The organism is Oceanicaulis sp., assembly GCA_040112665.1.
Classification (GTDB): Bacteria; Pseudomonadota; Alphaproteobacteria; order Caulobacterales; family Maricaulaceae; genus Oceanicaulis.
Genome location: CP157796.1, coordinates 638134 through 653367, shown reverse-complemented (window position 1 = coordinate 653367; position 15234 = coordinate 638134). Strand labels below are relative to the sequence as shown.

Here is a 15234-nt window from a genome sequence, read left to right as displayed (position 1 = left end):
CCTGCTTGGATCAGCCGTTGAAGCTGCGCACGGCCGCCACGATCTTGTCCTGGTCGGCTTCGCTCAGATAGGGGTGCATCGGCAGCGAGATCACGCGGCCGGCTTTCTCTTCGGTCACCGGGAGCCCGCCCGGGCCCACCGCATAGCGGCTGTAGACGTCCTGCATGTGGATCGGGATCGGATAATAGACCGCCGTCGGCACGCCCTGGCCCTTGAGGTGCCTGGCGAGGCCGTCGCGGTTGTCGTGTTCGATCGTGTACTGCGCCCAGGTCGACACGCCGCCCTCGATCATGCCCGGCACCGAGGCGACATGGCCTTCGAGCAACTCGTTATAGCGCGCGGCCACGCGGTTCCGCGCTTCGATCTCGTCGGCGAAGATGGCGAGCTTCTCGATCAGGATGGCCGCCTGGATCGTATCCAGGCGCGAGTTCATGCCGATGCGCATGTTGAGATATTTGGGGTCGTGCTCGAAGGAGCGGCCCTCGATGTCGCTCTGGGTCGCCTTGCCGTGCACGCGCAGGGAGTCGATCACCTCGGCGAGCTCGGCGTCGTTGGTCAGCACCGCGCCGCCGTCGCCGTAGCAGCCCAGCGGCTTGGCCGGGAAAAAGCTGGTGGTCGCGATGTCGGCCCATTTCACCGGGTGCTCGCCGTTCAGCGTGCAGCCGAAGCCCTGGGCGCTGTCGGCGATCAGCTTCAGGCCGTGCTTCTTGCAGATCTCGGAAATGCGCGGGTAGTCGGCGGGCTGGCCGAACAGGTCGACCGCGATCACGACTTTCGGGACGAGCTTGCCCTCGGCCTTCACCATCTCGATCGCCGCTTCGAGATGGTCGGGCGACATGTTGTAGGTGACCGGATCGACGTCGACGAACACCGGCGCGGCGCCGAGCCAGGGGACCACCTCGCCGGTCGCAGCGAAGGTGAAGGAGGGGCAGAACACCGCGTGGCCGGGCCGGATGTCCCAGGCCATCAGCGGCAGGGACAGCGCCTCGGTGCCGTTCGCGCAGCCCAGCGCATGCTCGGCCTGGCCGAAGGCAGCCAGCTGCGTCTCGAATTCCTTCACCTCGGGGCCCATGATGTAGCGGCCCTCTTCGATCACTTTCATGACCGCGGCGTTGATCTTGTCTTCGATGCGGGCGCGCTGCGCCTGAAGGTCGATGAACTGCATGTACCCTGTCCGTTTGCTGTCCGGCGCGGTTATGCGCCCGGACATTGAATTTTCAAGTCAAGTTTTGTGACGGTCTCGCGCCGCCTAGTTCGCACCCTTCAAAAGCACCTCGAGCACGTCGAGCGCTTCGTTCGCGTCTGTGAGCGCGGGGTGCTCGCCCGCACACGCGCCGAGGAAATGCGCGCATTCGGACCGAAGCGGCTCGGCGCCGGTGTCATAGGCGATCGGTTCGGCTTCGGCCTTGGACGGGACCGGAACCGGGCCGGAGGTGTCGATCTGGTGGCGGTAAAGACGCAGCTTCTTCGCGGGCTCGGGTTCGGAATCCTCGAAGACGGCCATCGCTTCAGAACCCACGACGACCAGGCGGTGCTCCTTGAACGGATGAAGCCAGCTGGCGAAGACGTGGCCGCGTCCGCCGCCGGGGAAGGTCATGTCCAGCCGGCACTCGTCCTCGACGCCCTCGGTCACGAACGCGCCGCCCGTGCCGCTGACGCTGTCCGGCGCAGCGCCGAACAGGGCGAGCAGCATGGAGACGTCGTGCGGCGCGAAGCTCCACAGCGCGTTCTCCTCGGTGCGGAACTTGCCCAGCGAACAGCGGTGCGAATAGGCGTAGCGCAGCGTGCCGAGCCCGCCCGATCTCACCAGCTCGCGCAGCGCGACGAAGGCGGGGTGGTATTGCAGCAGATGGCCGACCATCAGCACCTTGCCGGCCTTGTCGGCGGCCTCGCGCATGGCGCGGCCGTCCTCCATCGTCAGCGCGATCGGCTTTTCGACGAAGACGTGTTTGCCTGCTTCGAAGGCCTGGACGGCCAGCTTGCAGTGAAGCTCGGCCGGCGCGGCGATGACCACCGCGTCGATGCTGGCGTTCGCCACCGCCGCGTCATAGCTCAGCGCCTCGACGCCATATTGCTCGGCGAATGTCGCCGCCAATTCCGCATTGGGATCCACGACGGCCGCGAGCGCGCCGAGTTCGGCGAAATTGCGCACATGGTTCTTACCCCAGTGGCCGCAACCGACCACGGCGACTTTGACGGACATGACGGTTCCCTCTGCTTTAAACGAGCAGGGCTTATAGAGGCGGGCCGGACCCGCGTAAACGGGCCCGTCTGTCCTTGTTCTACTGCAATTTAAATGGAACAATCGGCTTGCATCTGCGTAGCGGATCGCCGAAATCCACGTAATCCGGCGCGGCGGCGAGGAAACCGATCCGCGTGGCGCGCAGATTTCGGAGGCGATTTCGTGGACCAGGATTCCCTGAAGCGGCCGTCCGGCGTTCCGCTCGCCGGCGGCGATGGCGCGAACCGGCCGCCCTGCTTCCTCAATCTGGAGGCCAAGGCCCGCCTGTCGGAGTTTGGCGCGTTCACCACCCGGGTCGAACGCGACGTCGTTTTCAAGACGATCGGCAAGGCGGTTACGCGCGGCGAAGGGATCGTGACGCCTGTCAGGACGCTCGATCATGTCTGGAGCGCGCTCGACAATCCCGGCGTGGTCGGCGTGATCGCGCCGGCGGAGATCGCCGCGGAGGTTCCCGAGACGCTCGGCCTTGCGGTCGCCGACCAGCCCGGGCTAGCGGCCTATCTCATTCATGAACAGCTTGCGGCCCGGCCGGATTATTTCCGCAACGGCGCGCGGGTGATCGCTGAGGGCGCCGTCATCGAGCCCGGCGCGATCATCGCCGACCGCGATGTCGAGATCGGGCCCGGCGCCTGGATCTGCTCAGGCGCTGTGATCCGGCCCGGCGTGCGCCTGGGCCGAGACGTCAAGGTCGGACCGTGCACCGTGCTCGGCGCTGACGCCTACGAGGTCGCTTCGGTGAGCGGGCGGAACCGCATGTGGACGTCGGTCGGCTACGTCGATGTCGGCGACTCGGTGAAGTTCGGATCGCACGACTCCGTGGTGAGCAGCGCGTTCTTCGCGCAAACCCGGATCGGGGCGAACACGACGTTCGATAATTTCGTGCATGTCGCCCATGACTGCGAGATCGGCGAGAACGTGCGGCTGACCGCCTGCTCGGAGGTGTCGGGCCGGGTCCGCATCGGGGACAACGCCTATCTCGGTCCGAACTGCACGATTTCCAACGGGGTAACCCTTGGACGCGATTGCGCCGTGACAATCGGATCGACGGTGACTAGAAGCGTGCCCGACGGCGAGACGGTGAGCGGGTACTTCGCGCTCCCACACGAAAAATTCATGAGATTTTTCAAATCGGTCATGCGAAACGCCTAGCGCGGGTCAAGGAACGGGCGGATATCCGATGCGCATCTGTATGATGGTCACAAACGGCGGGGCGGAAGACGCCCGCGTCGTTCGCGAAGCGGCGAGCCTGTGTGCGGCGGGCCACGAGGTCGACGTCGTCGCGATCGTCAAGGAGCGCACGGACGCCCCTTATATCGAGCATGAATCCGGCGTCCGGTTCCATCGCACCTACTGGCGCGCGGACGCCTTCCGCGACTATCTCACAGAGCTGCGGACATTCTGGACGACGCTCGCCGTCGTGGTTCTCGTCATCGCGCTTGCGGGGCTGGGGCTTACGGCGCTGCTGTTCGGCGCGGACATCCTCGAGTTCGCGCGCGGGGCGGGTGACCGCGTCGACGTTTCGGTGACGCCCCCGAACAATGCCGAGGCAGGCCCGTTGCTCACGCTCGACCGGCTCGTCGTCATCGGCGGCTTCGTCGCCGGAGCGGTCGTGCTTCTGGCGGCGCTCGGCGCCGCCGGATATCTGCTCGCGCGCTTTTATCAGCGGGTCCAGCGCGCTTTCGGGTCGGACGCGGGCGTGCGCGAGGAAGAAGACTATTACAAGAAGAAGATGCTCGCCCTGCTCGACAAGACCGAGCGCATGGACGGGATCGCGCCGTTCCAGCCGACCTTCCTGGAACGGGTTCCGGAAGTTCTGGCGGGCATCTACTACGAGCCGACCGCGTGGCTCGGTCTACGCCCCTCGCAGCTGGCGATCTGGCGTCACCGCTCGCACCGGATGGCCGAGCTCGCCATCAGCCTGAAGCCGGACGTCATTCACGTTCACGACGTCGTCACTCTGCCCGCAGGCGTGGAGGTAAAGACCAGGCTCGGCATTCCGCTGGTCTATGAAGCCCACGAAATCTACGACTCGGTGAATTCCGAACATCGCGGGGTCGAAGCCTATTTCGGCCATCTGCAGCGCAAGCATGCGAGCGACGTGGATCATTTCATCACCACGAACCAGAGCGCTGCGCTGTTCTACAAGTACGCCTATCCCGGCCTGCCGCCCGCCATGGTGATCAAGAACGCCGTGGACGCGCCGGAAAAAGCCCCTGTCTATGACGGCCGCCTCCATGACGCCGCGGGTCTCAGTCACGACACGCGCATCCTGCTTTTCCAGGGCGGGCTGAACCCCAATCGCGGACTTGTCCGGCTCGTCCAGTCCGCCGCCCTTCTCAAGCCGGGCTGGGCGATCGTGTTCATGGGCGACGGGCCGCTGAAGCCTGAACTCGTCGCGCTTTACAGCGAGCTCAAGCGGTCCGCCCGCGGCCGCGTCGCGCCGGTCGTCTTCCTTCCGCCGGTGGACCGTGAGGTTCTTCTGGAATGGACCGCGGGCGGGGCGCTGGGGATCATCCCCTACGAAGACGTGAGCCTGAACCACTGGTACTGCACGCCGAACAAGCTCTGGGAATACCCGGCCGCCGGCGTGCCGCTTCTGGTCCAGCCCTTCCCCGAGCTGTCTGCAGTCGTGGACACCTACGAATGCGGCTTCAAGCTCGCGAAAAGCTATACGCCGCTCTCGATCGCGGAGTCGGTGAACAAGATTTCCGACGACGATCTCGCAGAGGCGAAAGCCAAATGCCTGGAGTTCATCGCGAAGGACAACTGGAGCGTCTACGCGGACATGCTCGTCGACTTCTACGAAAACTGGGAGCTGCCGAAGCGGGCTGCGTCGGCCGCCGCCTCGCGCCCGGCAGCGCCGGCGAGCCTCGATAAGGAACCGGTCCGATGAGCATGAAGGGCGAGGCGACAGTCGATCTTCGCGAGCTGATGACGATCATCGAGCGCGACGCGGCGCGCTCGGAGGACGCCGTCCGGGCCATTCTCAGCGAAGACGCGAACGAGCGTTACAAGGGCTACACCTGGCTGCACAAAACGCTCAGCCGGCTCCAGAACGACGAAAAGGCGCTCAAGGAGAACGCGTCGTTCTACGTGCCGCTGCTGGCGGGGTGTCTGGCGCGATTGACGAACGGCGAGTCCGGACACGAGCGCACGCTCGAAGTGCTCACCGTCATCAACCTGCTGGGCCTTTTCCCGAGCCGTGTGGCCGCTCTTCCGCTCAGCAATCTGCGCTTCGAGGCGCTGTCCCTGTCGGACTTCCGGCTCGATTTCGCCGATCTGCGCCGTTCCGTGTTCTCAGACATGCGTCTGGTCAGCGGCGTGATGAGCGATGCTGACATCTCCCATGCACGCTTCGAGGACAGCCTTCTCAGAGGCGTGTCGCTCGACCGTGTCATCGGCAAGCGCGCCCGTATGGAGCGGGTGACCTTCGACAAGGGTTCGGCGTCCGAAGCCCGCTTCAAGGACAGCGAATTTCTCGAGTGCGAGTTCGCCGACGTCGATCTTTCCAAGGCGTTGTTCGCGGCGTGCGACCTGGGAGGCACCACCTTCGAGGGGTGCAAGCTCGGCAAGACCGATTTCGCCTATAGCAGCCTTCTCGGGGTGCGGATCAGCGGCAGCGACGTGGCCGGCGCGCATTTTTACAACACCGATCTGCGGGGGGCCGATCTGCGAGCGGCCCGGAATCTGAAGGCGAGCCAGCTGGAGACCGCGATCGTCGGCGACGACACGAGGCTGCCGGACAATATCCGCTAGCCGGCTCGTCTTGGGGGCGGGATAGATGCGTAAAATTCTCACTGTGTTCGGTAACCGGCCTCAGTTCATCAAGGCCGGGGTCGTCTCCTCGGCGATCGACCGGTTCGGCGGCGGCGATCTGCGCGAAGTCACGGTTCACACCGGGCAGCATTACGACGCCGCGCTGAGCGATGACATCTTTCGCGACCTCGGCATGCGCAAGCCCGATCACCATCTCGGGCTGGGTTCGGGCCCGCTGCTCGATTCGATCGGCAAGATGCTGCCGCTGCTGCGCGAGCTGGTGGAGGCCGAGCGGCCCGACGCCATCCTCGCCTACGGCGACACCAATTCGACCGCAGCCGCCGCGATGACGGCCGGTCATTGCGACCTTCCCTTCATCCACATTGAAGCAGGTGAACGCAATTTCCGGCGCCGGCAGGCGCCTGAGGAGATCAACCGGATCATCGCTGATCATCTGTGCAGCCTGGCGCTCGTCAGCACACGGAAGGCCGAGCGCTATCTGGCTCTTGAAGGGTTCCACCCTGACAGGGTCGGGTTCGTCGGCGATACGATGCTCGACCTCTTCATGAAGGCCGCCGGCGAACTCGAAGCCAAGCGCAAGGTCGATCTCGGCGACTTCAATGTGAAGTCCAAGGAATTCTACCTGGCCACGATCCACCGGGCGGAAAACACCGACGACCCCGACCGGCTCGTTCGGCTGATGACCGCGCTCGACAGTCTCGACCTGCCCGTCGTGCTTCCCGCCCATCCGCGCACCAAGGCCGTCCTCCAGCGCATCGGCTGGCGGCCGGGCGGATCGCTCCGGCTTTTTGATCCGGTGGGCTATTTCGACGTCCTTTATCTCGCGCACAACGCCCGCGCGACGATCACGGACTCGGGCGGCCTGTCGAAAGAATCCTTCTTCGCAGGCGTGCCCGTGATCGTGCCGCTGCCGAACTCGGGCTGGCGCGAGATCGTCGAGCAAGGCTGGGCGAAGGTGATCCCCGACCGGTTCGACACCTTCCCCGAGGCGCTCGCCGAGTTCGAGACGCTGGGCGAACGCTCGCTCGAGGCCTTCGGCGACGGCCGGTCCGGGGAAAAGATCGTCGAAGCCCTGAAAGACTATCACTACGACGTGTCGCGCACCCCCTGGCACGTGGCGGGGCCGTTCGACGCCGTCGCGCCTGCGGACTCCACCCGCCCGTGGCGGATCGATACGGTCGCGGCCGTCTCCGAACCGACCGTTCTGCTGATCCGCGCCTTGCCTGATGGTGAAGCAGGCGAGCTTGCGGCGCTGGTCGGCCGCAACCAGGCTCTGGAGCCGGTGCTTTGCGTCGGGGACCAGACTCTCAACCCGGCGTCGCCTGACTTCACCGCTCTGGTCGAAGCCTCGGCCGGCCGTGCGCGCGTGATGTGCGAACCCGACCGCGTCGCCGCGCTGACCGCTTTTCTCGACGCGCTCGGCCTGAAGGTCGCCGCCGTTGAAGGCCGGGAAGGCGCCGGACGGCGCTGGACGGAGCTCGACGCCTCGATCCTCGCCGGCGGCGCCCGGTATATCGAGGCCGCCCGCATCGCGCCGTTCGGCATGGGCCGGCTGGAAGCGCTGGAAAGAGAAACGGCGCGCGCGCACCGGAAAGTTGCAGATAGTCGTCTGTTCGGCGACTGATCAGAACATTGTTTCGGTGTTATAGATCATATTCTGAGCGAACTTTTAAGTTTACTACCCCTTGACCAACCCGGTTATGCGCCTAAAACCAGTCTCCGCTTCATGGGGGGAGCTGGTCTATGGCTGCAAAATCTACACAACCGGTGCTGCCGCCGGCCTTCCGGTACGCCGTACGCGCGGCGGGATCGGGCGTCATCGCCCTGATCTCATGCGTCGCGCTCGGCCTGCCCGGAGCGCCGGCGATACTGATTTCCGTGATGGTCCTGATCGCCGGCCTGATCGGTGCGCTGCGCATAATCTCGCTGATCGCGACCGGGATCCTGTTCGTCCTCGGCGTGGTCTGGATGGTCACCGGGATGCCGCCGATCTATACGCTCGGCGCCTCTCTCGGGCTCTAGCGCCGGCGGATGTGATACGGCGAGTTTGTGCGGACCCCGTCTGACTGTAGCTTGAGCGTCCATTTCTGGATGCTGGAAGCGAAACCGTCATGCGGGTCCTGCTCATCGCACGTCATGCGCCGCCAGAGGCGTCCGGCGCGACCCGCCGCACCCTTCAGTGGATCGCTGCGGCCGAGCGGGCCGGGGCGGAGATCACCATCGCCTCGCCGGTCGAGCCCGCCGGCCCGCACGCCTGGACGCCGCTGCCGATCGGTGTGGGCCGCGGGCAGGCCGGATCTAGCGGATCCGTGTACAGACTACTCAACCGGCTGCGCGACGGGCTGGTCTGGCCCGATCCCGAACTCGCCTGGGTGCTTCGCCACGGCCCCAGGCTGGCGGATGCGATCGACGCCGCCGATCTGGTGATCACGACGAGCCCGCCGGAGTCCCTTCACGTCGTCGCGAGCAGGCTCGCCGCGCGCAGGGCCGTGCCCCATCTCGTCGATCTTCGCGATCCGTGGCTGCGCTCGATGCACCGCCCGGCGCGCCGGCGCTTTCCGCGCCGCCTCGTCGAGCGGGCCTTGTTGCGGCGGGTCGTGAGACGGGCTGCGGCGGTCACCGCGGTGCACCCGTATATCGCCGAGGATGTCGAACTGGCGCTTCGGGGCGCGCAAGTGCGGGTGATCGGCCAGGCGCCGGCCGCGCCCGATCCCGACTTCGTCTGGCGGTTTGAGGAGGGACGGCTCAACGCGGTCTACGCCGGAGGGTTCGAGCTCGGCTCGGGGACACGGCGTCTGACGGACTTCCTGGCCGCGCTCGCGCCTCTTTTCGCGACGGAGCCACGCCTGAGCGTGCATCATTTCGGACCGCTGTCCGAAGCGGAGGCTGCGCTTGCGTCCGACACTCCCAATCTGGTCGCCCACGGCCCCCTGGATCTGGACAAGCTCGCCGTCGTTCAGCGCGCCGCCGACGCGCTCGTCCTGTTCAATGCGCCGCACGCACGGTTTCCGGGCGGCAAGCTGACCGAGTACGCCGCGGCGGACAAGCCGATCATTCTGCTGGGGGAAGGGCCGTGGCGCGCCGATCCGGTTCTGACCCGCGCGCGTGATGTTTCAATCGGAGAAACCGGTCTTCCCGCCGTTCACCCTCGCCTCGAAGACGTGGAGGCCGCCCGGTCCGACAGGGTCGGCCAGCTGGCTGATCTGATCGTAGCGCTGGCCGGCTCCGCCAGGTGATCCGTCAGGCCGCAGAGCGCGAGGGCTTGACCGTCGAGTTGTCCGCGATGTCGTCGAGAAGCCGGGCGTGTTTGATCTCGGTCAGGCGGCGCAACCGGTCTTCGGGACTTTCGGCCGTGTCGAAAGCCCACCAGATCGGATGGGTGAGCAGCTGCATCGACCGGCGTGTTTTATAGGCCTTCTGCTCTTCGGGCCGCCCGAAGCGCCAAAGGCCCCGGCTGTCCGAGCAGTAGGCGATCGCCTTGAACCATGATTTGCCATAGGTCGAGATCAGCCCGCCGATCCGGTCGGGACCGCCGAGCAGGTCCTGCGCGGGTCTGTGGAAGCTGACGACGCGGCAGGGCGCAGCCGCCGCGTCCGACAAGATCGCCGCCTCCCTGGCCGCTGCGGCGTCGTAGTCAGCGCCGACATGGCTCGCGGTCACGTCGAAATGCAGCCCGACTTCGTGGCCCTGTGAAACGAGTTCACGCACGGCGCTGCGCGACCGGTTCTCCATGCAGTTATAGAACGGCCCGCTGACGAGAATGAAAAAGGTCGACCTCAGCCCGGCGTCGCTTTCGATCGCGCCGATCCTGACCGCCAGGTCGAGGTCGAAATCCACGTCGTGGCGAAGATAGACGACCCCTTCGGGCTCGGGCCTGTCCTCAAAGCGGTCGAAGCGGTAGCCCTGCCCGTCGAGCCGGTCTAGAAGGCGGCGATATCCGCCGGTGTCGAACTCATCGTTCATCGCGTCATGCGCCCCCGTGTTCCGCCGCGGACCGGCGCCCCCGGCCAGCCGCTGCAAATTTCCTTACGCGCGGTTGAACCGACCGGAGCGGCGAAGCGTTCCATACGTCCACATTTTGAAAAAGCGCCGGGGTCCGTCGTCACGCGGGCTCGCTTCGGCGTGTGTCAGACAGGCGGCGCGCCGGGGTGTGCGGGCCGTAACAGGGACAGGGGCGAGCACGATTAATGGGTTATTTCAGGCGTCACAGGATCGCGATCATGGTTCCCAATTGCGGGACGCGCGACCCCAGAGTGATGAAGTGGGCGCGCACGCTCGCCGATGCGGGTGAGGACGTCTGCATTCTGGGGCTCTGGGAGAAGAGCCATCCGAGCCACGCCTTGATCCTCGAAAACGGCACCACGGCTTACCGCGCGAAATGGTACCAGCGCGCCCAGCTCCAGCTCGCGGTGGCCGGCATCCTGAGCGCGATCATCCCGACACTGATCATGCTGGGCGTGGCCGCCCTGCTGCTGGTCGCGGCGGCGGCGATCATCGGGGTGCTCTGGGAGTTCGTCGAGCCCTTCCTCGTCTGGCTCGGCGACGCCGCAAGATCGCTCACCGGCTTGCTCGTCGATCCCACTGTGGGCGACCTGATCGCCCCGGCGCTCGTGCTTGCGGTCATTCTCGCACTGGTCGTCGCGCTGGCGTTTCGCCCGGTGCGGCGTGCCCTGGGACGCGCCTTGCTCGCGCCGTTCAAGCTTCTCGCCTGGCCGTTCGTTTACGCCCGCCGCCTGATCCAGGGCTTCTCCTCGCGGGTGGAGCGGCTTTCGGAGATCGAGGGGCCCGGCGGCGGCGGCGTCTTCATGGACACGCTGCGCGGCTATCTCGCGCCGATCGCCGCCTCCGGGCCGCGCGAGTTCATCCAGTCCTTCTTCGATTTCGACGCTCACAAGGTCACCGCAAAGGTGCGTACGCAGTCCTGGCTCGAGGCGCTGGACGAGATCCAGCCCGAGGTGATCGTGGCCCAGGAAGTGCTCACCCTGCCGGCCGCGCTCAAATACAAGAAGAAGACCGGGGCCCGCGTGATCTACGACGCGCACGAGATCTACGACGAGCTCACCCAGGGCTCGGTGCGCACGATGCGCTTCTACCGCTCGATTCACAGCAAGGCCTTCGCGGAGATCGACGGCGCGACCGTGGTCAGCGAGAAGATGAAAGACTACTACGCCGAAGAGTATGACCGCCCGACGGGTATCCACGTGGTCGCCAATGCGACCGAAAAGTACGGGCCGGTCGAGTATGACGGCAGGCTGCACGACGCGGCCGGGCTGCCGCGTGACCGAAAGATCCTGCTCTACCAGGGCGGTTACTCGATCAACCGGCATATCGAGAACGTCATCGATTGCGCGCTCGATCTCGACGACGAGTGGTCCTCGGTGCTCATGGGCCACGGCGCAGGCGAGGACGACTTCCACGCGCGGGTCGCTGAAGTGAAATCGGAATGGCTGGGCAAGAAGCGCCGCAAGCTGTTGCGCGCGGTCAATCTCGAACTGGGCGAGAAGTACGACCAGATCGCCAAGGAATACATCACAGAGCTGCGCAGCATGGCCGATCTCGACCACAGCGTTCTGGTCGACCGGGCCGTCACGATGCTCAATCTCGACGCGGCGTTGCGCGGCGATTTCCAGGCCGCCGAGCGCGAGCGGGCGCGCCGGGAGGGTCCCGAGCCGCACCGCGCGGCGCCGGGTTCGGTGGCCGTGCTGAACGCGGACGCTTCATCCGCCCAGACGCGGGAGCCCGCCGAGCGGGGCGTCGATTTCAGCACGTTCGACCGCGACAGCGCGGCCGGCGCTCTGTTCAATCTGCTCTCCGCGATCCGCCTGTACGACGAGGTGTCCAACCAGTTCCTCGAGGACGCCTATCAGTCCGCCCGCGCCGCAGCGATCGAGGCCGATCTGCAGGACCAACTCGCCAAGCTCGAGCGGGGCTTCGACCGCACCGCGGTCATCAAGTCTGCGCCGATGAAGGATCTGCCGCTGTGGACCTCCGGCGCGACGGTCGGGATCATCCCGTACCGCGCCGAGACGCTCAACGGCTGGGTCGCGGCGCCCAACAAGCTGTGGGAGTTCCCGAACGCGGGCGTTCCGGTTCTGGTCAACGGCTCGCCGACCATGCTGGAGAAAGTCCAGAAACACGGCTTCGGCTGGGTCCTGCCGCCCGACCCGACGCCCAAGCAGATCGCCTATTTCGTCAACGAACTCACAGATGAGGAGATCGCGGAGAAAGCGCGCCACTGCGCGCCCTTCATCGAGAAGGACGGCTGGCACGCCTACGCCAAGACGATCCGCGCGCTGGTGAACGGAGACGCCCGATGAAAATTCTGACGATCATCGGCACCCGCCCGCAATACGTGAAATGGTGGGCCCTGGAAGCCGAGCTGCGCCGGCGCGGCGTGGATTACGCGGTGGCCGACACCGGACAGCATTTCGATCCGAACATGTCCGCGGTGTTTTTCGATCAGCTGGGCCTCACTCCGCCGAAACACCGCCTGGAGGTTCACTCGCTTCCGATCGCGCACATGATCGGGACCATGGCCGGCAAGCTCGCCCCGATCGTTCAAAGCGAACCCTGGACGAAATGCGTGGTGATCGGCGACACCGCCTCCACCCTGGCCGGCGCGCTGGCCGCCGCGCGGGCGGGATTGCCGATCTATCATGTCGAAGCCGGCGTGCGGTCGCAGAACCGCAATCCCGAGGAACTCAATCGCGTCGCGGTCGACCATCTGTCCGAAAAGCTGTTCTGCCCGACCGATTACGCCTTCGACTGCGCGCGCGAGGAGGGCCTCGAAGCGCGCTCGATCTGGACCGGCGACATCAATTTCGATTGCGTGCGCCTGGTCCGCGAGGGCGGTCTGGCGGTGCGGCCAGAAGGCCTCGACGAGACCTCCGGCTCGATAGACTTCATGACCCTTCACCGCGCCGAAAACACCGTGTCTGCGGACGTTCTCTCGGACATCTTCGAGTACGTGAACGACACCTCGGGCGCTGACGAGATCATATTTCCGGTCCATCCCCGCACGCGCAGCGTTCTCGATCCCGAGCGCGCGCGGATCGGCAAGATCCGTCCGATCGCGCCGATCGGCTATCTCGAGACGCAATGGCTGCTCGAACGCGCCCGTCATGTCTTCACCGACTCGGGCGGGGTTCAGAAAGAGGCCTTCTTTCACGGCGTCCGGGCCACGCTGATCCTCGACGACACGCCCTATCCCGAGCTGCTCGACGGCGGCTGGGTCCGGCTCTGGCGCGGCGAGGACTTCAAGGACCGCCAGACGATCGACGCGTTCGGCGACGGCCGGGCCGCGGCCCGCATGGTGGACGAAATTCTGGCTTGAAGCCGCCTGGTGAAGTCAAGCGGGGCGCAAGAGCCGAGCAAGGGCAGGAGGACGCAATGTCCCGAACCGAAGTCACCGCTGCTGATATTCTCGAGCTGCTGGGCGAAAGCGCACGCTTGCTGCACGGCGAGGCGGGCGCGACGATCACTGCCCCGGCGCGGCTCGATCAGGCCGGACCGGGTGAGCTGACCTTCTTTCAGCCCAAGCGCGGCCGGGATCCCGCCAAGGCGATATCGGGCACGAAGGCGGGCCTGCTGATCGGGCCGGAGGATCTCGATACGACAGCTGCGCCGGACCATCTGACCGTGATCGGCGCCGACAACCCGCGGCTCAGATTCGTCCAGGTGCTGAACGCCTTCTTTTCCGAACCCAGGCCTGAACCCGGCGTGCACCCGACTGCGATCATCGATCCCGGCGCGAAGATCGATCCGTCCGCTTTCATCGGTCCCTACGTGGTCGTGGACGGCGATGTCGAGATCGGGCCGGACAGCGTCATTCACGCCGGAGTGCATATCTATCCGCGCACACGCATCGGCGCGCGGGTGGTGGTCCATTCCGGCGCCAGCATCGGCCAGGACGGGTTCGGGTATGACCGCATGCCGGACGGCACGCTGCTGAAGTTTCCCCATCTGGGCGGGGTGATCCTCGAAGACGATGTGGAGATCGGCTCGTCCACCTGCGTGGACCGCGGCGCCCTGCAGGACACCATCGTCAGGAAGGGCGCTCGCGTCGACAACATGGTCCAGGTCGGCCACAACTCCGATGTCGGCGAGGAGACCTTGCTGTGCTCGCAATCGCACATGGGCGGCAGCTCGAGCATCGGACGTGAATGCTGGCTCGGCCCCTACAGCTCGGTGCGCAACGGCTCGCATGTCGGCGACCGGGTGTTTGTCGGCATGATGACCTATGTGACGAAGAATTTCGGATCGGACATGACACTGGCCGGGATCCCGGCCCGCGAGCTCGGCGCCTTCAAGGCCGAGTTCGCGGCGATGAGGCGGCTTCTGCGCGACCACGACGACGCCGGTCCGGAAAAGGAGGGCGACGGGTGAGGCCCGCGCCTGAGATTTATCGCAAATTTTTCATGCGAGGCGGAACCGGTGCGGCGCTGTCTGGTTTCCCGTGCAGGTCGGGGCGGATTCGTGCTGCCTGACTGAATTTATTCAGGGAAACTGGTTCATGTCGGCTTCAGCGCTTCGCACGATGAAATCCAATTCCGATCAGGGCGGGCGAAACGCCTCGCGCAATCGCGGCTGGGCGCACGAGACCGCGGTCATCGACGAGGGCGCGGATATCGGTGAAGGCACGAAGATCTGGCACTACACTCACGTGCTGCCGCGAACGCGGATCGGCCGGGCCTGCTCGCTCGGCCAGAACGTCATGGCCGGGCCCGACGTGGTGATCGGCGATCGGGTGAAGGTTCAGAACAATGTCTCGCTTTATAAGGGCGTGACGCTCGAAGACGGGGTGTTCTGTGGGCCGTCCTGCGTGTTCACGAACGTGCTCACCCCGCGCGGCTTCGTCGAACGCAAGACCGAGTTCGGCGAAACCATCGTGCGCAAAGGCGCCACGATCGGTGCGAACGCGACGATCGTCTGCGGCGGGCCGAACGGGCGCACCGAGCTCGGCCGGTATTGCTTCATCGCCGCCGGCGCGGTTGTGACCAAGGACGTCCCCGCCTTCGCCTTGATGGCCGGCGTGCCCGCCCGGCAGGTCGGCTGGGTCAGCCGTGCGGGCGAGGTGCTCGGCGAGGACCTGGTCTGCCCGCGCACCGGCGAGCGCTACGCCGAGCGCGACGGCGTGCTCGACATCGTCGAACCTGTCGAACAGGACACGCCGAGCCTCTGACACGGCGCCGCCCGGGCTCGCTCCCGGTCCCGGC

13 protein-coding genes are annotated in these 15234 nt (G+C 65.9%); 10 read left to right on the top strand and 3 right to left on the bottom strand.

Annotated features, from left to right (window positions below; translation table 11 throughout):
• Positions 1–10: 10 nt before the first annotated feature.
• The gene (locus ABL308_03145; GenBank protein XBQ16878.1) at positions 11–1165 is read right to left on the bottom strand and encodes a DegT/DnrJ/EryC1/StrS aminotransferase family protein; all 1155 of its coding nucleotides are present in this window, start codon (positions 1163–1165) and stop codon (positions 11–13) included.
• Between the two features lie 84 nt (positions 1166–1249).
• On the bottom strand, positions 1250–2203 hold the full coding sequence (locus ABL308_03140) for a Gfo/Idh/MocA family oxidoreductase (GenBank protein XBQ16877.1): 954 nt from the start codon (positions 2201–2203) through the stop codon (positions 1250–1252).
• Between the two features lie 201 nt (positions 2204–2404).
• Between ABL308_03140 and ABL308_03135 the strand changes: the two genes are divergently transcribed.
• The 6 genes from ABL308_03135 to ABL308_03110 all read left to right on the top strand — a co-directional run bounded on the left by ABL308_03135 (position 2405) and on the right by ABL308_03110 (position 9255).
• Positions 2405–3391: a DapH/DapD/GlmU-related protein gene (locus ABL308_03135; protein XBQ16876.1), complete on the top strand. Its 987-nt coding sequence runs from the start codon at positions 2405–2407 to the stop codon at positions 3389–3391.
• A gap of 28 nt (positions 3392–3419) precedes the next feature.
• Complete coding sequence (locus tag ABL308_03130) at positions 3420–5135, top strand: glycosyltransferase family 4 protein (GenBank protein ID XBQ16875.1); 1716 nt, start codon at positions 3420–3422, stop codon at positions 5133–5135.
• Entirely contained in the window at positions 5132–5998 is an 867-nt protein-coding gene (locus tag ABL308_03125; protein ID XBQ16874.1) for a pentapeptide repeat-containing protein, read from the top strand. Before ABL308_03130 ends, ABL308_03125 begins: the two co-directional genes overlap by 4 nt.
• A gap of 25 nt (positions 5999–6023) precedes the next feature.
• Positions 6024–7643: a UDP-N-acetyl glucosamine 2-epimerase gene (locus ABL308_03120; GenBank protein ID XBQ16873.1), complete on the top strand. Its 1620-nt coding sequence runs from the start codon at positions 6024–6026 to the stop codon at positions 7641–7643.
• 119 nt (positions 7644–7762) lie between these two features.
• On the top strand, positions 7763–8041 hold the full coding sequence (locus ABL308_03115; protein ID XBQ16872.1) for a hypothetical protein: 279 nt from the start codon (positions 7763–7765) through the stop codon (positions 8039–8041).
• An 89-nt stretch (positions 8042–8130) separates the two neighbouring features.
• Positions 8131–9255, top strand: a complete 1125-nt coding sequence (locus ABL308_03110) for a glycosyltransferase (GenBank protein XBQ16871.1) — start codon at positions 8131–8133, stop codon at positions 9253–9255.
• A gap of 4 nt (positions 9256–9259) precedes the next feature.
• Here ABL308_03110 and ABL308_03105 read toward each other — a convergent pair whose 3' ends face one another.
• A complete protein-coding gene (locus ABL308_03105; GenBank protein ID XBQ16870.1) occupies positions 9260–9982 on the bottom strand; it encodes a hypothetical protein in 723 nt (240 codons plus the stop codon).
• 293 nt (positions 9983–10275) lie between these two features.
• Between ABL308_03105 and ABL308_03100 the strand changes: the two genes are divergently transcribed.
• From ABL308_03100 to ABL308_03085, 4 genes are all read left to right on the top strand, one after another.
• Complete coding sequence (locus ABL308_03100; protein XBQ16869.1) at positions 10276–12336, top strand: glycosyltransferase; 2061 nt, start codon at positions 10276–10278, stop codon at positions 12334–12336.
• The gene (locus tag ABL308_03095; GenBank protein XBQ16868.1) at positions 12333–13352 is read left to right on the top strand and encodes a UDP-N-acetylglucosamine 2-epimerase; all 1020 of its coding nucleotides are present in this window, start codon (positions 12333–12335) and stop codon (positions 13350–13352) included. Before ABL308_03100 ends, ABL308_03095 begins: the two co-directional genes overlap by 4 nt.
• 56 nt (positions 13353–13408) lie before the next feature.
• Positions 13409–14404: a UDP-3-O-(3-hydroxymyristoyl)glucosamine N-acyltransferase gene (locus tag ABL308_03090; protein XBQ16867.1), complete on the top strand. Its 996-nt coding sequence runs from the start codon at positions 13409–13411 to the stop codon at positions 14402–14404.
• Between the two features lie 151 nt (positions 14405–14555).
• Entirely contained in the window at positions 14556–15200 is a 645-nt protein-coding gene (locus tag ABL308_03085) for an acyltransferase (protein XBQ17707.1), read from the top strand.
• The last annotated feature ends 34 nt before the right edge of the window (positions 15201–15234 follow it).